The sequence below is a fragment of the Streptomyces thermospinosisporus genome, from assembly GCF_039526425.1.
GTDB classification, from domain to species: Bacteria; Actinomycetota; Actinomycetes; order Streptomycetales; family Streptomycetaceae; genus Streptomyces; species Streptomyces thermocarboxydovorans.
The window spans coordinates 1-18,873 of sequence record NZ_BAAAIZ010000002.1 but is presented as its reverse complement, the minus strand read 5'-3'; the positions used below and the strand labels follow the sequence as shown (position 1 = coordinate 18,873).

The following is an 18,873-nucleotide window of genomic DNA, read 5'->3' as shown; positions in this document are numbered from 1 at the left end:
CTGCGTCGTGCCGGGCGGTGCTGCCCCCGATCGATGAGGCGGTGCTGCTTCAGAGCTCGTACGTCGTGCCGGGCGCCGCGAGTTCCACCGGGCCGTCGTAGACCGCGCGGGCGTCGGCGAGGTTGATCTGGGGGTCGGTCCACGGGGGGATGTGGGTGAGGACCAGGCGGCGGGCCCCCGCGCGGGCCGCGGTCTCACCGGCCTCGCGGCCGTTGAGGTGCAGGTCCGGGATGCTCTCCTTGCCGTGCGTGAAGGCGGCCTCGCACAGGAAGAGATCGGCGTCCCGGGCCAGCTCCTCCAGCGCCGGGCTCACTCCTGTGTCGCCGGAGTACACAAGCGACCTCCCGTCGTGCTCGACGCGGATGGCGTACGCCTCCACCGGGTGGGCCACGCGCTCGGTGTGCACGGTGAACGGGCCGATCTCGAAGGTGGACGGCTTGACCGTGTGGAAGTCGAAGACCTCGCTCATCGAGGAGGCCGACGGGGTGTCCCCGTAGGCGGTGGTCAGCCGGTGCTCGGTGCCCTCGGGACCGTAGACGGGCAGGGGGGCGCAGCGGCCTCCGTCGTGCCGGTAGTAGCGCGCCACGAAGTAGGCGCACATGTCGATGCAGTGGTCGGCGTGCAGATGGCTGAGGAAGATCGCGTCGAGGTCGTAGAGACCGCAGTGGCGCTGCAGCTCGCCAAGGGCGCCATTGCCCATGTCGAGGAGCAGCCGGAAGCCGTCGGCCTCGACGAGGTAGCTCGAGCAGGCCGATTCCGCGGACGGGAACGACCCCGAGCAGCCGACGACGGTGAGCTTCATGAAGCAGAAACCTCCGCTGGCGGATATGGAGACACGGGGGTCGTGCGGTTTGTCGAGCGTAAGGCGCAAAACCTTCGGTCGCTCCTCCACCAGTGGCCGTTGTGGGCGAACTCACCTGAGCTGTCACCGGTTCGGCTGGAAGCGGGGCGTGCGAGGCACGTGCCGGGCGCCCGGCGGCGGACACACCGGCTTCCCTCCACCCTCCCCCTCCACCTTCCGGTCCGCACGTCCGGAGCGCCGGCGCACGCGGGTCGCGGGTAACGCAGGGAGAAGAGCCGGCCCGGAAAGCAGAACAGCAGCCCGCGCAGGTGATCAGGTGCTGCGCGGGCTGCTGTCGTGGACCGCTGCTGGGCCGGAGCCCGGTGTGGGGGCGGGGGTCAGGCCCAGAGCTGGCCCTGGAGGGTTTCGATGGCTTCCTCGGTGGTGGCCGCGGTGTAGACGCCGGTGGAGAGGTACTTCCAGCCGCCGTCGGCGACGACGAAGACGACGTCGGCGCTCTCGCCGGCCTTCTGTGCCTTCCTGGCCACGCCGATCGCCGCGTGCAGGGCGGCCCCGGTGGAGACGCCCGCGAAGATGCCCTCCTGGCGGAGGAGTTCGCGGGTGCGGGTGACCGCGTCGGCGGAGCCGACCGAGTAGCGGCTGGTCAGCACGGACGCGTCGTACAGCTCGGGGACGAAGCCCTCGTCGAGGTTGCGCAGGCCGTAGACCAGGTCGTCGTAGCGGGGCTCGGCGGCGACGATCTTCACATCGGGCTTGTGCTCGCGCAGATAGCGGCCGACGCCCATGAGGGTGCCCGTGGTGCCGAGGCCGGCGACGAAGTGGGTGATGGACGGGAGGTCGGCGAGGATCTCCGGGCCGGTGGTGGCGTAGTGCGCGCCCGCGTTGTCGGGGTTGCCGTACTGGTAGAGCATCACCCAGTCCGGGTGCTCGGCGGCCAGCTCCTTGGCGACGCGTACGGCGGTGTTGGAGCCGCCCGCGGCCGGGGAGGAGATGATCTCCGCGCCCCACATGGCGAGCAGTTCCCGGCGCTCCTGCGAGGTGTTCTCGGGCATCACGCACACCATGCGGTAGCCCTTGAGCTTCGCGGCCATGGCCAGCGAGATGCCGGTGTTGCCGGAGGTCGGCTCGAGGATGGTGCAGCCGGGCGTGAGCCGGCCGTCCTTCTCCGCCTGCTCGATCATGTACAGCGCGGGGCGGTCCTTGATGGAGCCGGTGGGGTTGCGGTCCTCCAGCTTGGCCCAGATCCGGACGTCGGCGGACGGCGAGAGCCGCGGCAGGCGCACCAGCGGGGTGTTGCCCACCGCGGCCAGCGGCGAGTCGTAGCGCATGGCCGCTGCTCAGGCCATCCCGCCGGCCACGGCCGGCAGGATCGTGACGTTGTCGCCGTCGCTGACCTTGGTCTCGATGCCGTCGAGGAAGCGCACGTCCTCGTCGTTGAGGTAGACGTTGACGAAGCGGCGCAGCTGGTCGCCGTCCACGATGCGGGCCTGGATGCCCGGATGCCGGGTCTCGAGGTCGGCGAAGAGCTCGGCGAGGGTGTTCCCGGTCCCCTCCACCGTCTTCTGGCCGTCGGTGTACTGGCGGAGGATGGTCGGGATGCGGACCTCGATGGCCATGGTGGAGGGCTCCTGTCGGAAGGGGTGGTCTGGCTCGTGTGGGCGCGCGACGCGGCCGCCGCGGCTGACTGGCCCGTGCGGCGGCGGGGGCGGGTCAACAGATGGCGCTGTTCAGCCTGCACAGGTCGACGTGCAGCCGCGCCACGAGCAGAGTGCCCGGCGCCGTTTCGCTCACGTCGAGAAGAACCATGCGGTCATCGTATCGATTCCCGGCCGGACCCCCGGAGTGTGATCTCACTCTTCGGACAGCTTTCATCCGCCATTCGGAACATGCCAGGTCGGCGGGCCGGCCGGGGCGGGCTCAGTACGACTCGACGACCTTGACCTCCTCCTCCGTGACCTCGCCCTCCACGATGCGGAACGAGCGGAACTGGAACTCGCCGGCGCCGTCGGTGTCGGCGGTGGAGACGAGCACGTAGTGGGCGTTCGGCTCGTTCGCGTAGGAGATGTCGGTGCGGGAGGGGTAGGCCTCGGTGGCGGTGTGGGAGTGGTAGATGACCACCGGCTCCTCGTCGTTGTCGTCCATCTCCCGGTACAGCTTCAGCAGGTCCTGGGAGTCGAACTCGTAGAACGTGGGCGAGCGGGCCGCGTTCAGCATCGGGATGAAGCGCTCGGGGCGGCCGGAGCCCACCGGCCCCGCGACGACGCCGCACGCCTCGTCGGGGTGGTCGGCGCGGGCATGGGCGACGATCTTGTCGTACAGAGCCTGGGTGATGGTCAGCATGGGGCTCAGGATAAGCGGACGGGCCGCCCCGTACCGAGGAGTGGTACGGGGCGGCCCGGATGCTGGACGCCCGGAGCGGCGGCGGCAGGGGGTGCCACGAGAACTCCCTGCCGGCGGGCGTCCCTTCGAAGAACCCGCGGAACCCGCGTGCCCGGTCAGCCGATCTTCTCGAGCTCCGGCTCGCGGCGCTCGGCGATGTGCGGGTTGCGGTTCTTCATGATCGCCCAGCCGGCGGCCAGGGCCACGGCCCAGCCGGCCGCCACGTAGAGGCAGATCCGCGCGTCCTTGTCGTAGGCGATCATGCCGGTCACGCCGATCAGGAAGAGCAGGGCGACCCAGCTGAACAGCGAACCGCCGGGGGCCGGGAAGGGGGAGGCGGGCAGCCGCCCGGCGTCGACCCCGGCGCGATAGCGGATGTGGCTGATGAGGATCATCATCCAGGTCCAGATGCCGGCCGCGGTGGCGACGGAGGTGACGTAGAGGAACGCCTTCTCCGGCACCACGTAGTTGAGGATCACGCCGATGCCCATGAGCGCCACGGAGACCGTGATACCGACGGCGGGCGTCTTGCGGGCGTTGAGCTTGGAGAAGGCCTGCGGGGCTTCGCTGTTGGCGGCCAGGTCGCGCAGCATCCGGCCGGTGGAGTACATGCCCGAGTTGCAGGACGACAGGGCCGCGGTGAGCACCACGAAGTTCACGATGCCGGCGGCGAGCGGGATGCCGATCTTGCCGAAGGCGTGCACGAAGGGGCTCTCGCCGGCGGAGAACTCGGTCCACTTGACCACGGAGAGGATCACCAGCAGGGCGCCGACGTAGAAGACGATGATGCGCCAGGGCAGGGTGTTGATGGCCTTGGGCAGGGTCTTCTCGGGGTTCTCGGACTCGCCCGCGGTGACGCCGACCAGCTCGACGGCGAGGTAGGCGAACATGACGCCCTGGAGGGTCATCAGGCTGGAGCCGATGCCGTTGGGGAAGAAGCCGTCGTGCGACCAGAGGTTGGAGACGGCGGCGGTGTCACCGGCGTCGGAGAAGCCGAGGGTGAGCACGCCGAGGCCGATCACGATCATGCCGATGATCGCGGTGACCTTGATCATCGAGAACCAGAACTCGACCTCGCCGAAGATCTTGACGGAGATCAGGTTGACGCCGAACAGCACCACGAGGAAGACCAGGGCGCTGACCCACTGCGGGATCTCCGGGAACCAGAAGTGGATGTAGATCGCGGCGGCCGTGAGCTCGGCCATGCCGGTGACCACCCACATCAGCCAGTAGGTCCAGCCCGTGACGAACCCGAAGAACGGGCCGAGGAACTCTCGGGCGTACTCGGCGAAGGAGCCGGAGACGGGCCGGTAGAGGAGCAGTTCGCCCAGGGCCCGCATGATGAAGAAGATGACGACGCCCGCGAGGGCGTACATGAGGACGATGCTGGGGCCGGCCTTGGCGATGTTCGCGCCGGCGCCCATGAACAGGCCGACGCCGATGGCGCCGCCGATCGCGATCATCTGGACCTGGCGGCTGCCGAGCCCTCGTTCGTATCCCTCTTCAGGGGTCTGGGTGACCTTCGCAGAGGTCATGTCGTGCGCCTTTCTCCATGCCGACCCGGGCCGCAGGTCGGCCGCGGATCGGGTCTCGATCCCCCCGGACTGATGGAGCTGAGCGGACCGCGAGATTCCGCTCGATGCCTGGCCGGTGGTGACCGACCGGTGGCGCACCCGTCCGAACATTCGGGTGGTGTTCGGCGGGCGGTCGTGAAGATTTATCACGGCCGCACCATTGATCACTGGGTGGATTGTGGCGCACGCCACGGCAAGAACCGGACAAAGCGCGCCCCACGGACCCATACGAGGCGGATCTTTTGACCCGATCGTTAATCGGATTTGAGCATCCTCTGAGCGAACGCGTCAGCGGAGATGTCCGGACTTTCCCGGTCGATTCCGGGCGTGGAAGGGCGCGGATGCGCGGCGTTCACCGCGTCAGCGCGAGCGGGAGCGTGCGGGCGCTCACGGCATCAGCGCGAGCGCGAGCGGGAGCGTGCGGGCGCTCACGGCATCAGCGCGAGCGCGAGCGGGAGCGTGCGGGCGCTCACGGCATCAGCGCGAGCGCGAGCGGGAGCGCGCGGGAGCTCACGGCATCAGCGCGAGCGGAAGCGAGCGGAAGCGCGCGGGAGCTCACGGCATCAGCGCGAGCGGAAGCGAGCGGAAGCGCGCGGGAGCTCACGGCATCAGCGCGAGCGGAAGCGAGCGGAAGCGAGCGGAAGCGCGCGGGAGCTCACGGCATCAGCGCGAGCGGAAGCGGGCGGGAGCTCACGGCATCAGCGTCGAGACGAGCGTCTCCTGGAGTCCGCCGAGCCAGAGGTAGGCCATCACCATCGGCTTGCGCGGGTCGTCGTCCGGGAGACGGTAGAGGACCTCGGTGTCGTCCTCGTCGTCGATCTGGAGGCGGGCGCCGATCGCCAGGCGCAGATCGTTCAGCGCGCCGAGCCACTGCTTGGACTCCTCCGGCGACAGCTTGAGCACCGCCACGCCCTCGCCGGCCGCGGCGAGGGCGTCCAGGGACCGGATCACCGCGAGGGCGTTCTCGCGCTTGCCGGCCCGCAGGTCGTTCTCGGTGTAGCGGCGGAACTCGGCGGAGTACGCCCGCTGCTCCTCGGCCTGCTCCGGGGAGGCGGAGCCCTCCGGGTCGCAGTAGGCGTCCGGGAAGAGGCGGCGCAGCACCGGGTCGGCGGGGGGTTCGCTGGGGCCGTCGGAGAACAGCTCGGCGAGCGGGTCGGCCGGGGCGTCATCGGCGGGGCCTGGGCCGATCAGCTCCATCAGCTGCACGGCCAGGGACCGGATGATGGAGATCTCGACCTCGTCGAGCGCGACGGCCGCGCCGCCGCCGGGGAGCGGTTCGAAGTGTCCTGGCATGGAGGCGATTCGCTACTTCCGGTCCTGTTGGAGGGTGGCCCACAGACCGTAGCCGTGCATGGCCTGGACGTCCCGCTCCATCTCCTCGCGGGTGCCGCTCGACACGACCGCGCGGCCCTTGTGATGGACGTCGAGCATGAGCTTGGTGGCCTTGTCCTTGGAGTAGCCGAAGTACGTCTGGAAGACGTACGTCACATAGCTCATGAGGTTGACCGGGTCATTGTGGACGATCGTGACCCAGGGGACGTCCGGCTCGGGTACGGCGAAGCTCTCCTCCGCCGACTCGGTGCGTTCGATCTCCAACGGTGCGGGTGACGTCACACTGCCCATGCTGCCACGCCTCCCAGAAATCGTCACACCGACGAAAAGGGAGTACCATCGTGCGTGACGGATCTTCCGGGGACGGTCCCCGGACCCCGGCCGCTTACGGGGTGGGGTGCCCTGCGAGACGAACCAGGAGTATTCGGAGTGGGCGTTGCGGATCTCGGGCTGCCGGTGGAAGTTCCCTCGACGGCCCTCTTCACGGACCACTACGAGCTGACCATGCTGCAGGCCGCGCTGAAGGGCGGTACGGCCGACCGGCGCAGCGTCTTCGAGGTGTTCACCCGGCGGCTGCCGGAGGGCCGGCGCTACGGCGTGGTGGCCGGCACCGGGCGGGTGCTGGACGCGCTGGAGAACTTCCGGTTCGACGAGGGCGTGCTGGAGTTCCTGCGCGAGCGCCGGATCGTCGACGAGGAGACGCTGCGCTGGCTCGCGTCGTACCGCTTCTCGGGTGACGTCTACGGCTACCCGGAGGGCGAGGTGTACTTCCCGGGCTCGCCGATCCTGCGGGTCGAGGGCAGCTTCGCCGAGTGCGTGCTGCTGGAGACGGTGATCCTGTCCATCCTCAACCACGACTCGGCGATCGCCGCGGCGGCCTCCCGGATGTCCTCGGCCGCCGGTGACCGGCCGCTGATCGAGATGGGCGCGCGGCGCACCCACGAACTGGCGGCGGTGGCCGCCTCGCGCGCCGCGTACATCGGGGGCTTCGCCTCCACCTCCGACCTGGCGGCGGGCTTCCGCTACAACATCCCCACCGTCGGCACCTCGGCGCACGCCTTCACGCTGCTGCACGACACCGAGCGGGACGCCTTCCGGGCCCAGGTCGACAGCCTCGGCCGGGGCACCACGCTGCTGGTGGACACGTACAACGTCGCCGAGGCGGTCCGCACGGCGGTGGAGATCGCGGGGCCGGAGCTGGGCGCGGTGCGCATCGACTCCGGCGACCTGCTGCTGATCGCGCACCGGGTGCGCCAGCAGCTGGACGAGCTGGGGGCGAAGAACACGAAGATCATCGTGACGTCGGACCTGGACGAGTACGCCATCGCCTCGCTGGCGGCGGCGCCGGTGGACGGATACGGCGTCGGCACCCGGCTGGTCACCGGCTCCGGGCACCCGACCTGCTCCATGGTCTACAAGCTGGTCGCCCGGGCCGAGTCCTCCGACCCGCAGGCGCCGCTGGTGCCGGTGGCGAAGAAGTCGGTGGGCGGCAAGACGTCCATCGGCGGCCGCAAGTGGGCCGCGCGGCGGCTGGACGAGGAGGGCGTGGCCGAGGCCGAGGTGATCGGCACCGGTCCCGTGCCGGACGAGCTGGCCGACCGGCAGCTGCTGGTGCAGCTGATCAAGGGCGGTGAGGTGCTCGCCCGCGAGCCGCTGGACACCGCCCGTGACCGGCACGCGGCGGCCAAGGCAGGGCTTCCGCTCTCCGCTACACAGCTCTCCCGAGGGGAACCCGTCATTCCGACGGAGTACGTCAAGTCAGGCTCGGGTAACTAGGAGGTGTCCGGTCTGCCGGGGCCCTGCATGCCCGGTCTGAACCAACAGCATCTGTCCGGTCTGCCGGGGCCCTGTCAGTGCCGTCCGTCATTCAATAGGCTCGGAAGTTCACCGGCCGGGCCCGCTTCTCACCCGACCCCATAGTCGAAGGACTCCGACCATGCGCCGCGCCTTGATCGTCGTCGATGTGCAGAACGACTTCTGTGAAGGGGGCAGCCTCGCCGTGGCCGGTGGGGCGGAGGTGGCTGCCGCGATCACCGAGCTGATCGGGCAGGCACCGGCCGGCTACCGGCACGTGGTGGCCACCAGGGACCACCACATCGCCCCCGGAGGACACTTCGCCGACAACCCGGACTACGTCCACTCCTGGCCCGCCCACTGCGTCGCCGGGACCGAGGGAGTCGGCTTCCACCCGAACTTCGCCCCGGCGGTGGCCTCCGGCTCCGTCGACGCCGTCTTCGACAAGGGTGCCTACTCGGCGGCCTACAGCGGCTTCGAGGGCACCGACGAGAACGGCGTGAAGCTGGCGGACTGGCTCCGCGAGCGGGGGATCGACGAGGTCGACATCGTCGGCATCGCCACGGACCACTGCGTCCGCGCCACCGCCCTGGACGCCGTGAAGGAGGGCTTCCGCACCCGCGTCCTCCTCGACCTCACCGCGGGCGTCTCCCGCGAGACGACCGAACGTGCTTTGGAGGAACTCCGCCAGGCCGGCGTCGAACTCATCGGCAAGCCGGTCGTCCACTCCGCTCAGTAGTCCCAGCGCTACTGCGGGCATTCGTGCAGGCATCCGGCGTGGGTGCCGGCCGGGGGTGGATTTGCGCTGGCCCCGCTGGAGGGGGTGCCTCCCCCACTCTCGGCTGCGCTCGAGCGGGGGGACCCCCATCGCCCCAGGCGGCACGAATGCCCGCAGTCGGGCGGGGGACGCCCGCTGTCACGTCTGCGGTGTCCGTCTGAGCAGCGCGCGGATGGGATGCCACAGCTCCACGGTGAGGTCGGCCGAGAGGTCGGACGTGGGGGCCGTGCGCCATATGAGGCCGTCGGGGTGGTGCAGGACCGCGGTGATCTCGTCCGGCGTGGGCGGGGCCGCATTGCCCCGGAGGTAGATCGCCCGCAGCCCCAGGTTGCGCAGCCTGGTCAGGGCGCGCGCCCGGTTCTGGGCGTGCACGAGCACACGCACCCCGGACGGTGCCTCGGCGGCGGGGCTGGGCAGGTTCAGTGCCACGACCACCGTGCCGTTCGGCAGCTTGCAGAAACCTCCTGCGGCCATCTGGTCATACCCCCGTGTCAGCCGGTGTCGATCCGTGTGTCAATAAGAGAACCACAGGACGCACCTAAACACGGATCGGCGGTGACCCGCCAGGGGGTCACCGCCGATCACGCTCTGACCTGGGCAGATGCTGTTTACCTGCCCGCAGGAGCGACCTCGAGCTCGATCGTCGAGCCGTCCTTCGCCTCCTTCAGGATCTTGATCTTCGTGTTGGTGTCAGTGATCTTGACGCTGCCCGTCGGGTTCGCCTCGTCGTAGTAGTCGTTCTTCCGGTCGTTGAAGACCGAGACGCCCTTCGAGCCCGGGATCCACTTCGCCACGTCCGCCTTGTGCAGCGTCATCCCGTCGGTGCGGAACTTGCTGAACGTGGCGTCGTAGGTCTGGATGCGGTTGCGCATCAGCGTGCCGTCGGTCCACTTCAGCGCGTCCGGGTGGGAGTCGATCGGCAGGATCAGACCGGTGCCGGGGTGCTGGCTGGTGTTGTTGTCCTGCTGGGAGGTGTCCCACTTCCAGATCAGCAGACCGTTCTGGTACGCGAAGTGCTCGACCCAGTCCGGGCGGGAGGTGAAGCCGAAGTTGTACGGGCCGACCTTGAGGGTCTTGTCGTAGGAGACGTACTGCCGGTTCTCGGCGATGTAGTACTGCTCGTAGTCCTTGGTGAAGGACGCGCCGACGCGGGTGAAGCCGTTGGCCTTCCAGGCGTCGTCCGCGGTCTCGGCGTTGTCGGTGAACACCGCCTCGCCGTCCGCGGTCACCGAGATCGCGTCGGCCGTGAAGCCCTTCTGGGCCACGCCGCCGTCGGTCTGGTAGCGGAAACGCAGGTCGATCTTCTGGCCGACGTAGGCGTCCAGGCTGAACGCGAACTTCTTGTAGCCGTCGAGCGTGCCGTGCAGCGCGGGCTTGTCGCTGCCGTCGCGCGGGATCGGCCGGCCGTCCACCGTGCCGTCGATCGCGGTCCAGTTGGCGCCGCCGTCGGTCGACACCTCGGTGTAGAGGTAGTCGTAGTTGGCCTCGATGTCGTACCAGCCGTCGAAGGTCAGCTCGGCCTTGGACTTGCCGGTGAGGTCCACCGAACGGGTCAGCGTGTTGCGCAGGTCGTCACCGCTGCCGGACCACCACTGGGTCTTGCCCTCGGCCGGCTCGATGATCTCGGTGGTGACGGCCTTCCTGGGAAGGTTCACCACCAGCGCCTGCTTGTGCTTGGTGTTGTACTCGGCAACGCCCAGCTTGTGCCAGGAGTTGACCCCGGCCTTGGCGGTGTCGTAGTTCAGCCAGCCCAGCTGCAGCTTGTCCCAGGCGGTCATGTCGCCGGGGAGGTCACCGATCTCCTTCTTGCCCGTGCCGAGCCAGGAGCCGGACGACATCAGCGTCCAGAAGCCGGTGCCGTTCTCGCCGCCCGCGGTGTCGTAGAGGTCCGGCAGACCGAGGTCGTGGCCGTACTCGTGGGCGAAGACGCCGAGTCCGCCGTTCTCCGGCTGGATGGTGTAGTCGCCGACCCAGATGCCGGTGTCGCCGATCTTCGCGCCGCCGAGCTTGTTGAAGTCGGGGCCGGTGGCGCCGGCGTCGGTGCCGAAGGCGTACCAGCGGTGGGCCCAGATCGCGTCCTCGCCCTGGACGCCGCCGCCGGCGGACTCGTCCTCACCGGCGTGCACGATCTGGAAGTGGTCGATGTAGCCGTCGGGCTCGTTGAAGTCGCCGTCGCCGTCGTAGTCGTAGCGGTCCCACTCGTCGTAGCGGGCGACGTCCGCCTTGATCTGGGCGTCGGTGCGGCCGGCCTTCTTCTGCTGCTCCACCCAGGCGTTCAGACCGTCGCTGACGACGTTCCACACGCTCGGGCAGTTGCTGTCGCCGCAGGCGTTGTTGCCGTAACGGGCCTCGTTGTAGGGGACCTTGACCCAGTCGGAGACCTCGCCGTCGACCGAGTAGCGGCCGGAGGACTGCTTCTCGTAGTACGTCTTGACCGAGTCGACGCCCTTGCCGTGGCCGAAGTACAGATCCTCGAAGTACTGCTGGTTGTAGTCCTCGCGCCAGGCCGTGGAGTTGTCCTTGGTGCGGTCCGGCTTGGCTATCTGGTTGTGCAGGGGACCGGGGGTGCCGCCGTAGCGGCTGTCTATCTGGTCCCCGAACTCCACCAGGATGGTGAAGATCTTGTCGGTCTTCTCCCGGCCGAGCTCGACGTACTTGCTGTCACCCTTCTTGCTCTTGAGCTGGACGACCTTCGAACCGTCGCGCTTCTTCACCGAAGCCTTGCCGGAGAGGACCTGATGCAGGGCCTCCTCGCGCTGGGCGGCCTGAGTGTCGCTCAGGGGGCCCTTGAGATCGTGCGAGTCCGTGCCCTTCGCAGGGTGCGGGTCGTGACGGTCCACGGTCTGCGGCCGGGCCGGCGAGTCCGCCTGCGCGATGCCGGCGGCCGACAGCGTGGCAGTGGCCGTCGCGAGCGCGACAGCGGTGGCCGCCGCTCTGAACGTCCAGGGTCTACTGGTCACTTGAGTTCCTCCCCCGCGTGCGCGTGCGCGGATGGGGGGCAGATGCGGTGCAAGATCCACGCACGCGTGATCAACGCGTGTAGTCAAGTGACGACATTTGACTAGAGGTTCGCCAGAAAAGACAGACCTTGACTTGGACAAGTCAAGTGCATTATGCAGAAGCCGATGTTCGCTTAACGGACAGCAGAGGTCAACGCATCACAGTCCGAACCGGGTTGCATGTGACACCGGCGCATGCGTCTGTCCACTGTGCGGACACCATGACTCCGTGCGCCCCCCGTGCACCGACCCTGTCGGTTAGGTCACGCTTACTGTCCGTTCCGCTCGGGCACGCTCGCGGTTAGAGTCGCTTGGCGGAACGCCATTTGAGCCGGCGGAATGCCAGGCCGACAGCCCCCGACTTCGAGGACACGATGGCCATGCCCCGTCCGACTGTCGCTCAGTTCGCCTACGGTTCGTGCACCGTGGTCCTGTCCACCCTCGCCCTGCTGCTGGCGTCCCGGACCAGTTCCGCGGCCGGGACGGCGGCCGTCGCCGTCGCGGCTCTCGCCCTCGGACTGCTGGTGGCGGTGAAGGCTCCGGGCGCCCGCCGCACCCGTCGGCTCTCGGTGGTACGCCCCGCCCCCGCCCGTCCGGCACCGGCCGCGTCCGCGGAGCCGGTACGGGCCACGGTCCCCGCTCCGGTCCGCGAGAGCGTGCGCGAACCCGTACGGGAGCGGGCGGCGTCCTGAGCCCTGCCTCTGCCGCGGCCCGCTGGGGATCCGAGGGTCAACGCGTGCTGACCACCACGGTCTTGGCCGCCTTGTCGTGCAGGCCCTGCTTGTAGGGGCGGTCGAAGAAGCTCCAGCCGCCCGCGATCGCGGTCCACACGCAGGCGCAGCAGAAGGCGAACGGCAGCCAGAGCACCGCGGCGCGGATGAGGGAGGTCTGCGTCGAGGGGGTGGCCCCGTCGTTGAGGTTCGCCACGCGCATGTGCAGCAGCTGCTTGCCGAGGGTCTGCCCGTTGCGGGCGGTCAGCACGGTGTCGTAGGCGATGTACAGGACGGCGCCGATGACGGACTGCCCGAGGGTGTTGCCGACCTCCACCTGGTCGCTGTCCCACTGGTACTGGTTGAAGTTGAACGCCCAGGAGAGCAGCCAGACCACCACGCCGACCAGGATCATGTCGATGATGCGGGCGAGGGTGCGCTTGGCGCTGTCGGCGAGCGGGGGCATGCCGGCGAGCGGGTCGCCGCGACCGCCCGGACCCGTGCCGTAGGGACTGCCGGGGCCTCCCGGCCCTCCGGGTCCGCCCGGACCTCCTGGGCCTCCGCCGCCGTAGGGGCCACCACCGCCGCCGGGGCCGTACGGGCTGCCGCCGCCCGAACCGTAGGGGTCGCCGCCACCGCCGCCGGGGTACGGCGGAGGCTCGTCGCCGTACGGGGAGCCGGAGGGAGAGCCCGATCCCGGAGGCTGCCCGGGGCCCTCACCCGGCGGGGGCTGCTTCTTGAACGGGTCGTCGTCGGACTGACCGGAGCCGTGGGGCGGTTCGGTGCTCATGGCCCGAGTGGACCGCACTCCCCCGCCCCGTGCATCCGGCGAGCCGCCGTCCGGAGTACCGCCGTCAGCCCGCCACGAAGGTATGGGCCGCCTTGTCGTGCCAGCACTGCCGCCACGGCTTGTCGAACAGGCACCACAGCACACCGATCACCCCCACGACCAGCAGCCCGGGGACGCAGTAGACCAGCCAGCGGCGCAGGGCCGCGCCGAACTCCGGTGTCTCGTGCGCCTCGATGTCCCGGACCTCCAGGCCCAGCAGCTTCTTGCCCAGGGTGCGGCCCCATGTGACGGTGGGCAGCACCTCGGTGAGCACCCCGGCGACCAGCAGGACGGCGAGGACGATGCCGAGGTGGACCGAGGTCGTGCCGTCGATCAGCCACACCGTGACGGTCTCGCCGGAGAGCTTGGCCGCGTCGATCTTCGCGTTGATGTGGTCGACGGCCTTGATGCCGAGCGGTACGGCGGCCACCGAGGTGAGGGCGCCGACGACGAGGGTGTCCAGCAGCCGGGCCACGAGCCGCTTGCCGAGCCCGGCGGGACGGGCGGACGCCTGGCGCCGCGCGGCGGCCTGGAAGGGGTCCTCCACCGGTGGCTTCCACGGCACGACCGGCGGTTCCTCCCCGCCCGCCAGCCGGTGCACCTGCTGCGCCCACGAGGCCTGCCCGCCACCGGGACCGCTGGTCAGCGGCGCGGCACCGGGAGCGGCGGCCTGCGGCGGTACGGCGGGGTTCGGGGCGGCGGGAGCGGCAGGGGTCGCGGGGGCGGCGGTGCCCGGCTGAGGGGCGGTGCCCGCGGCGCCCGGGGCCGTACGGCCGGCGGCCTGCGGGGCGGCGCCACCGGCCTGCGGGGGCACGGCGGAGGCGCTCCCGGGAGTGGCGGAGGCCGAGGAAGCGGACGCCTGCTGAGGGCCGGACAGGGCGGTGGGGGCGGCGGACGTGCCGCCGGAAGCGGCGGCGCCCGTCTTCCCGGTGCGGCGCGGGGAGACCGCGCGGAAGGTCATCGTGCCCGGGTCGTCGTCGCCGGCGTCCGAAGCAGCGGCGGACCCCGGTTTCGGCTTGCGGAAGACGAAGGTGTTGCCCCCGGCTGCGGAGTCCTGCGGCTCGGACGAGCTTGCGGCGCCGGCCGTTCCTGCGGCGGCCGTGGTCCCCTTGGCGCCCGTGGAGCCCGTGGAGCCCGCGGTCCCGGCGGGCTTCACCGCGGCCGCGTCGGAGGTGCCCCGAGCAGAGCCGCTCGCGTCCGCACCGGACGTGCCGGGCGCGCCGGTTGCGCCGGTTGCGCCGGTTGCGCCGGTTGCGCCGGTTGCGCCGGTTGCACTGGTCGTGCCCGCGCCGCCCGCCGCGCCCTGCTCGGGGTCGTTTCGCGGGCCCGGGGTGTGCGGCACCCTCGGGTCCGTGCCCCAGGAGACCTTCTGGTCCCGGTCGCCGCCGAAGCCGGACTGGCGGGAGCGGTCGGCGGTCCAGGCGGAGGCGGGCTCGGGGCGGTTGCCGTGCTGGGAATCGGCAGCGGGGGCAGTACTGGACTGCTCCTCGACCGGGTCCTCGTCGAAGAAGTGCGGCCCGGTCTCCTCCACGGAGGGCACCACACCGGGCGGCGGTGCCAGCGACTCCCCGTTCGCGGGTGCCGGGCGGCTGGTGCCCGGGACCCACGAGGATCCGTTCCAGTACCGGACGTATCCGGGAATGGACGGATCCGGGTAGTACCCTGCGCGGGGCTTGTCGTCGCCTGGTGCCGGGGTTGGGGCGCTCATGTCCGTCGTCCCGTATCTGCTCGGGGGTGGGTCGGGGGGCTCCACATCTATCAGACCCGCGCAAGTACCTGGGCCCGTCCCACCGGACCCACCCCTTCGGGGCACGGTTGTGGTACTCCCCGGTGACGCACCGCGAAAAAGTTTCCCGGACCCGCGTAATGCCTCCGCGTCCGCCCGCTCTCTCCTCCCGACAGCCCTTCAAGGGTGCCTTTCACAGGAGAGGAACACACACCATGCACATCGTGGTGGAGCGCGAACTCGACGTGCGGCTCGTCCTTGCGCCGGAGCGGAGCGTCCCGGTGGCGGCCCGGCTCGCCTACCGCAGCGACGACCCCTACGCCGTCCACATCACCTTCCACATCGGCTCCGCGTCTCCCGTGCGGTGGACGTTCGCCCGGGACCTGCTGATCGAGGGCGTCTTCCGGCCCTGCGGCCACGGGGACGTGCGGGTGTGGCCGTCGAAGACGGACGGGCACGGCGTCGTGCTGATGGCGCTCGCCTCCCCCGACGGGGAGGCCCTGCTGGAGGCCCCCACGGCGCAGGTGTCGGCCTGGCTGGAGCGGACGCTGCGTGCGGTGCCGCCGGGCAGCGAGGGCGAGCAGCTCGGTCTGGACGACGGGCTGGCCGGGCTGCTGGCCCAGTGACCCGGCGGCGCCGGGGTCAGAACAGCTTGCCCGGGTTGAGGATGTTCAGCGGGTCGAAGACCTGTTTGACGGCCCGCTGCATCTCCAGTCCCACCGGGCCGAGTTCGCGGGCCAGCCACTCCTTCTTCAGCACGCCCACGCCGTGTTCCCCGGTGATGGTGCCGCCGAGTTCCAGGCCGAGCGCCATGATCTCGTCGAAGGACTCGCGGGCCCGCCGGGACTCCTCGGGGTCCTGGGCGTCGAAGCACACGGTGGGGTGGGTGTTGCCGTCGCCCGCGTGGGCGACGACGCCGATGGTCAGCCCGTGCTTCTCGGCGATCCGCTCGACGCCGTCGATGAGTTCGCCGAGCCGGGAGCGGGGCACGCACACGTCGTCGATCATCGTGGTGCCCTTGACCGCCTCCAGGGCGACCAGCGACAGGCGCCGCGCCTTGAGCAGCATCTCGGACTCGGCGGCGTCGTCCGCCGGGACGACCTGGGTGGCGCCGGCCGCCTCGCACAGCGCGCCGACGGCGGCCAGGTCGGCGGCGGGGTCGGTGGTGTCGAACGCGGCCAGCAGCAGCGCCTCGGTGGAGTCCGGCAGTCCCATGTGTGCCAGGTCGTTGACCGCCTTGACGGTCGTACGGTCCATCAGCTCCAGCAGCGAGGGGACGTGCCCGCCCGCCATGATCCGGCAGACCGCGTCGCAGGCGGCGGCGCCGGAGGAGAACTCGGCGGCCAGCACCAGCTGCTCGGGCGGCTTGGGGCGCAGGGCGAGAATCGCGCGGACAACGATGCCGAGGGAGCCCTCGGAGCCGACGAACAGCCGGGTCAGGTCGTATCCGGCGACCCCCTTGGCGGTGCGGCGGCCGGTGGACATCAGCCGGCCGTCGGCCAGCACCACGTCGAGGCCGAGGACGTACTCGGCCGTCACGCCGTACTTGACGCAGCACAGGCCGCCGGAGGCGGTGCCGATGTTGCCGCCGATGGTGCACTGCTCCCAGCTGGAGGGGTCCGGCGGGTAGTACAGGCCGTGCTCGCCGACCGCGCGGGACAGATCGGCGTTGACGACGCCGGGTTCGACGACGGCGATCCGGTCGACGGGGCTGATCTCCAGGATGCGGTCCATTCTGGTCAGGGACAGCACGATGCAGCCGTCGGTGGCGTTGGCGCCGCCGGACAGGCCGGTGCGGGCGCCCTGCGGCACGACCGGGACGCGCAGCTCGGTGGCGGTGCGCATGACGTGCTGGACCTGCTCGACGGTGCGCGGCAGGACGACCACGGCGGGGCTGCCTGCGGGGCAGAAGCTCGCCATGTCGTTGGCGTAGGAGGCGGTGACGTCCGGGTCGGTGAGGACGGCCTCGGCGGGCAGCCCGCGAAGCAGCCCGTCGACGAGGGGTCCGGCCGCCACCGTGTCTTCGTCGCGGCGCGCTTCGATACGGCTCATGATCACAGCCTGGCACCCGGGGCCATCGGTGTGAACCCCGCGTACGGCAGCCGCAGCACTCGGGGTGTGATCGTCGTACCAGCGCGGGGTGTGCCGCACAGTGTGCGCCATGGAGGACAAGCCAGACGACAAGCCGGGGGGCGAAGCGGTCGGCACATGGAACGGCACGGCGGGCGAAGGGCCGGGCGCCCGGGCGGACGGAACGCCGGGCAGGGAGCCGGACGCCCGCCCGCCCGGCGCATCGGACGACGAGCCGGGCGGCGAGCGGGAGGGCGGGCCGGGCGGCGAGCAGGAGGGCCGGCCGACCGGTGACGGCGCGCTCCCGGAGCCCCGCCGCACCGGCCGGCTCCGGGTGCTGCACGCCTCGGTCGCCGGGTGTGCGGTGCTCGGCGGGTTGCTGGTGCTGCTGCCGCTGGGGTGGGGGGACGACGGGCCGCCGGAGCCGACGCCGGGGGCGCGGGCGATGGCGGCGGTCACCAGCGGGGTGCCGGCCTCGATGCCGGATCTGCAGGTGCTCGTCGAGGAGCGCGAGCGGCATCTGAGGAAGCATCCGCGGGACGCCCGGGCCTGGGCGGTGCTCGGCACTGCCCGGGTGGAGCAGGGGCGGCGGCTGGCGGACCCGTCCGCCTACCCGCGGGCCGAGCGGGCGCTGCGGACCTCGCTGAAGGTGCGGCCGGAGCGGAACGCGGCGGCGCTGCGCGGCCTGGCGGCCCTGGCCAACGCCCGCCGGGACTACCCGGCGGCCCGCACGTGGGGCGAGGCCGCGCGGAAGCTGGAGCCGGGGCAGTGGACGACGTACCCGCTGCTGATCGAGGCGTACGGCGGGCTCGGTGACTACGAGACCGTGGGGCGGCTGCTGGACCGGCTGATCAAGCTGCGCAAGGACCCGGCGGTGATGGCGGTGACGGCGGCCGTGTACCGGGACCGGGGCTGGCGGGAGGACGCGGCGGCGCAGCTGGCCGACGCGGCGGCGGCCACCGTCGACCCGGCGGAGCGGGCGGCGTATGTGGAGCGGGCCGGGCAGCTCGCCTGGGAGCGGGGCGATCTGACCGAGGCGCTGCACCACTTCCAGGAGGCGGTACGGCTCGACCCCGACCAGCGGGCGGCCCAGGCGGGGCAGGGCAGGGTGCTGGCGGCGATGGGGCGGACCACGGCGGCGCTGAGCGCCTACCGGGTGGCGCTGGAGAAGCAGCCGCGGCCCGAGTACGCGCTGGAGCTGGGCGAGCTGTACGCCTCGCTGGGCATGCCGCGGGCGGCGGGCGTGCAGTACGACGTGCTGCGCGAGCGGGTCCGGCGGGCGGCCGCGGGCGGGGTGGACGAGAACCTGGTGCTGGGCCGGTTCGAGGCGGACCACGGGGATCCGCGGGCGGCGGTCAGGCGGCTGCGGGCGGAGTGGGAGCGGCAGCCGTCGACGGCGGTGGCGGATGCTCTGGGCTGGGCGCTGCACCGGGCCGGGGAGCACGAGGAGGCGCTCGGTTTCGCGAGGCGTGCGACGGAGGGCGAGCACGGCGGCGGGGTGCGCAGCGCGCTGTACGCCTTCCACCGGGGGATGATCGAGCGGGAGCTGGAGGAGTACGGGGCGGCGCGGCGGCATCTCCGGGAGGCGCTGCGGATCAACCCGTACTTCTCCCCGCTGAAGGTGCGCGAGGCGCGGGCGGCGCTGGCCCGGCTGGGCGAGCCGCCGGTCGAGGCCGGGGCGTACGTGTCGTGACGCGACGGGGCGGGCAACCCCCGTGGTTGCCCGCCCCGCCCGCTGGTGGCGGCGTCAGGACCGCCGGCGCGGCACGGCGTCAGGACCGCCGGCGCGGCACGGGGTCAGGACCGCCGGCGCGGCACGGCGTCAGGACCGCCCGTTCACCGCCGGCGCCGCACGCCCTGCCCGGCCGGACCCGGCCGTC

Annotated in this window: 18 protein-coding genes; 5 read left to right on the top strand and 13 right to left on the bottom strand. The window is 71.2% G+C overall.

Features of this window, described 5'->3' with window-relative positions:
- Positions 1-49: 49 nt before the first annotated feature.
- The 8 genes from ABD207_RS00600 to clpS all read right to left on the bottom strand — a co-directional run bounded on the left by ABD207_RS00600 (position 50) and on the right by clpS (position 6,378).
- Positions 50-802 carry an MBL fold metallo-hydrolase gene (locus ABD207_RS00600; RefSeq protein ID WP_344009057.1) on the bottom strand — a complete coding sequence of 251 codons (753 nt, stop codon included), beginning with the start codon at positions 800-802 and terminating at the stop codon, positions 50-52.
- Between the two features lie 377 nt (positions 803-1,179).
- On the bottom strand, positions 1,180-2,130 hold the full coding sequence (locus ABD207_RS00595) for a PLP-dependent cysteine synthase family protein (protein WP_344009055.1): 951 nt from the start codon (positions 2,128-2,130) through the stop codon (positions 1,180-1,182).
- A gap of 9 nt (positions 2,131-2,139) precedes the next feature.
- A complete protein-coding gene (locus ABD207_RS00590) occupies positions 2,140-2,418 on the bottom strand; it encodes a MoaD/ThiS family protein (protein WP_344001579.1) in 279 nt (92 codons plus the stop codon).
- Positions 2,419-2,512: 94 nt separating this feature from the next.
- Positions 2,513-2,608, bottom strand: coding sequence for a putative leader peptide (locus ABD207_RS00585; RefSeq protein ID WP_344001581.1), 96 nt, complete (start codon positions 2,606-2,608; stop codon positions 2,513-2,515).
- A gap of 111 nt (positions 2,609-2,719) precedes the next feature.
- Entirely contained in the window at positions 2,720-3,142 is a 423-nt protein-coding gene (locus tag ABD207_RS00580; protein ID WP_344001583.1) for a M67 family metallopeptidase, read from the bottom strand.
- Positions 3,143-3,297: 155 nt separating this feature from the next.
- Entirely contained in the window at positions 3,298-4,716 is a 1,419-nt protein-coding gene (locus tag ABD207_RS00575) for an amino acid permease (RefSeq protein ID WP_344009053.1), read from the bottom strand.
- A 729-nt stretch (positions 4,717-5,445) separates the two neighbouring features.
- A complete protein-coding gene (locus tag ABD207_RS00570; RefSeq protein WP_344001587.1) occupies positions 5,446-6,048 on the bottom strand; it encodes a DUF2017 domain-containing protein in 603 nt (200 codons plus the stop codon).
- Positions 6,049-6,060: 12 nt separating this feature from the next.
- Positions 6,061-6,378, bottom strand: a complete 318-nt coding sequence (clpS, locus tag ABD207_RS00565) for an ATP-dependent Clp protease adapter ClpS (protein WP_167993871.1) — start codon at positions 6,376-6,378, stop codon at positions 6,061-6,063.
- A gap of 138 nt (positions 6,379-6,516) precedes the next feature.
- Between clpS and ABD207_RS00560 the strand changes: the two genes are divergently transcribed.
- Together ABD207_RS00560 and ABD207_RS00555 are read left to right on the top strand one after the other, a co-directional pair.
- Positions 6,517-7,863, top strand: a complete 1,347-nt coding sequence (locus ABD207_RS00560; protein ID WP_344009050.1) for a nicotinate phosphoribosyltransferase — start codon at positions 6,517-6,519, stop codon at positions 7,861-7,863.
- Positions 7,864-8,023: 160 nt separating this feature from the next.
- The gene (locus ABD207_RS00555; protein WP_344009048.1) at positions 8,024-8,620 is read left to right on the top strand and encodes a nicotinamidase; all 597 of its coding nucleotides are present in this window, start codon (positions 8,024-8,026) and stop codon (positions 8,618-8,620) included.
- 177 nt (positions 8,621-8,797) lie between these two features.
- On the opposite strand, the gene ABD207_RS00550 is transcribed toward ABD207_RS00555, so the two are convergent.
- A complete protein-coding gene (locus tag ABD207_RS00550) occupies positions 8,798-9,133 on the bottom strand; it encodes a hypothetical protein (protein WP_344009046.1) in 336 nt (111 codons plus the stop codon).
- Between the two features lie 134 nt (positions 9,134-9,267).
- Positions 9,268-11,619 carry an immune inhibitor A domain-containing protein gene (locus ABD207_RS00545; protein WP_344009044.1) on the bottom strand — a complete coding sequence of 784 codons (2,352 nt, stop codon included), beginning with the start codon at positions 11,617-11,619 and terminating at the stop codon, positions 9,268-9,270.
- A gap of 413 nt (positions 11,620-12,032) precedes the next feature.
- On the opposite strand from ABD207_RS00545, the gene ABD207_RS00540 reads away from it, so the two are divergent.
- Complete coding sequence (locus tag ABD207_RS00540; protein WP_344009042.1) at positions 12,033-12,350, top strand: hypothetical protein; 318 nt, start codon at positions 12,033-12,035, stop codon at positions 12,348-12,350.
- Positions 12,351-12,387: 37 nt separating this feature from the next.
- On the opposite strand, the gene ABD207_RS00535 is transcribed toward ABD207_RS00540, so the two are convergent.
- A complete protein-coding gene (locus ABD207_RS00535; protein WP_344009040.1) occupies positions 12,388-13,158 on the bottom strand; it encodes an RDD family protein in 771 nt (256 codons plus the stop codon).
- A 64-nt stretch (positions 13,159-13,222) separates the two neighbouring features.
- Positions 13,223-14,905 (bottom strand): RDD family protein, encoded by a 1,683-nt coding sequence (locus tag ABD207_RS00530; protein WP_344009038.1) that lies wholly within the window; start codon positions 14,903-14,905, stop codon positions 13,223-13,225.
- A gap of 233 nt (positions 14,906-15,138) precedes the next feature.
- Between ABD207_RS00530 and ABD207_RS00525 the strand changes: the two genes are divergently transcribed.
- Positions 15,139-15,549 carry an SsgA family sporulation/cell division regulator gene (locus ABD207_RS00525; RefSeq protein WP_344009036.1) on the top strand — a complete coding sequence of 137 codons (411 nt, stop codon included), beginning with the start codon at positions 15,139-15,141 and terminating at the stop codon, positions 15,547-15,549.
- Between the two features lie 16 nt (positions 15,550-15,565).
- Here ABD207_RS00525 and ABD207_RS00520 read toward each other — a convergent pair whose 3' ends face one another.
- Entirely contained in the window at positions 15,566-16,981 is a 1,416-nt protein-coding gene (locus ABD207_RS00520; RefSeq protein WP_344009034.1) for an FAD-binding oxidoreductase, read from the bottom strand.
- A gap of 103 nt (positions 16,982-17,084) precedes the next feature.
- Here ABD207_RS00520 and ABD207_RS00515 point away from each other — a divergent pair, with 103 nt between their 5' ends.
- Positions 17,085-18,686 (top strand): tetratricopeptide repeat protein, encoded by a 1,602-nt coding sequence (locus tag ABD207_RS00515; protein WP_344009032.1) that lies wholly within the window; start codon positions 17,085-17,087, stop codon positions 18,684-18,686.
- Positions 18,687-18,873: the final 187 nt, after the last annotated feature.

Excerpts from the sequence above, each read along its gene's own strand:
- ABD207_RS00600 (WP_344009057.1), bottom strand. The coding sequence starts at position 802 with ATGAAGCTCACCGTCGTCGGCTGCTCGGGGTCGTTCCCGTCCGCGGAA.
- ABD207_RS00595 (WP_344009055.1), bottom strand. The coding sequence starts at position 2,130 with ATGCGCTACGACTCGCCGCTGGCCGCGGTGGGCAACACCCCGCTGGTG.
- ABD207_RS00590 (WP_344001579.1), bottom strand. The coding sequence starts at position 2,418 with ATGGCCATCGAGGTCCGCATCCCGACCATCCTCCGCCAGTACACCGAC.
- ABD207_RS00585 (WP_344001581.1), bottom strand. The coding sequence starts at position 2,608 with ATGGTTCTTCTCGACGTGAGCGAAACGGCGCCGGGCACTCTGCTCGTG.
- ABD207_RS00580 (WP_344001583.1), bottom strand. The coding sequence starts at position 3,142 with ATGCTGACCATCACCCAGGCTCTGTACGACAAGATCGTCGCCCATGCC.
- ABD207_RS00575 (WP_344009053.1), bottom strand. The coding sequence starts at position 4,716 with ATGACCTCTGCGAAGGTCACCCAGACCCCTGAAGAGGGATACGAACGA.
- ABD207_RS00570 (WP_344001587.1), bottom strand. The coding sequence starts at position 6,048 with ATGCCAGGACACTTCGAACCGCTCCCCGGCGGCGGCGCGGCCGTCGCG.
- clpS (WP_167993871.1), bottom strand. The coding sequence starts at position 6,378 with ATGGGCAGTGTGACGTCACCCGCACCGTTGGAGATCGAACGCACCGAG.
- ABD207_RS00555 (WP_344009048.1), top strand. The coding sequence starts at position 8,024 with ATGCGCCGCGCCTTGATCGTCGTCGATGTGCAGAACGACTTCTGTGAA.
- ABD207_RS00550 (WP_344009046.1), bottom strand. The coding sequence starts at position 9,133 with ATGGCCGCAGGAGGTTTCTGCAAGCTGCCGAACGGCACGGTGGTCGTG.
- ABD207_RS00540 (WP_344009042.1), top strand. The coding sequence starts at position 12,033 with ATGGCCATGCCCCGTCCGACTGTCGCTCAGTTCGCCTACGGTTCGTGC.
- ABD207_RS00535 (WP_344009040.1), bottom strand. The coding sequence starts at position 13,158 with ATGAGCACCGAACCGCCCCACGGCTCCGGTCAGTCCGACGACGACCCG.
- ABD207_RS00530 (WP_344009038.1), bottom strand. The coding sequence starts at position 14,905 with ATGAGCGCCCCAACCCCGGCACCAGGCGACGACAAGCCCCGCGCAGGG.
- ABD207_RS00525 (WP_344009036.1), top strand. The coding sequence starts at position 15,139 with ATGCACATCGTGGTGGAGCGCGAACTCGACGTGCGGCTCGTCCTTGCG.
- ABD207_RS00515 (WP_344009032.1), top strand. The coding sequence starts at position 17,085 with ATGGAGGACAAGCCAGACGACAAGCCGGGGGGCGAAGCGGTCGGCACA.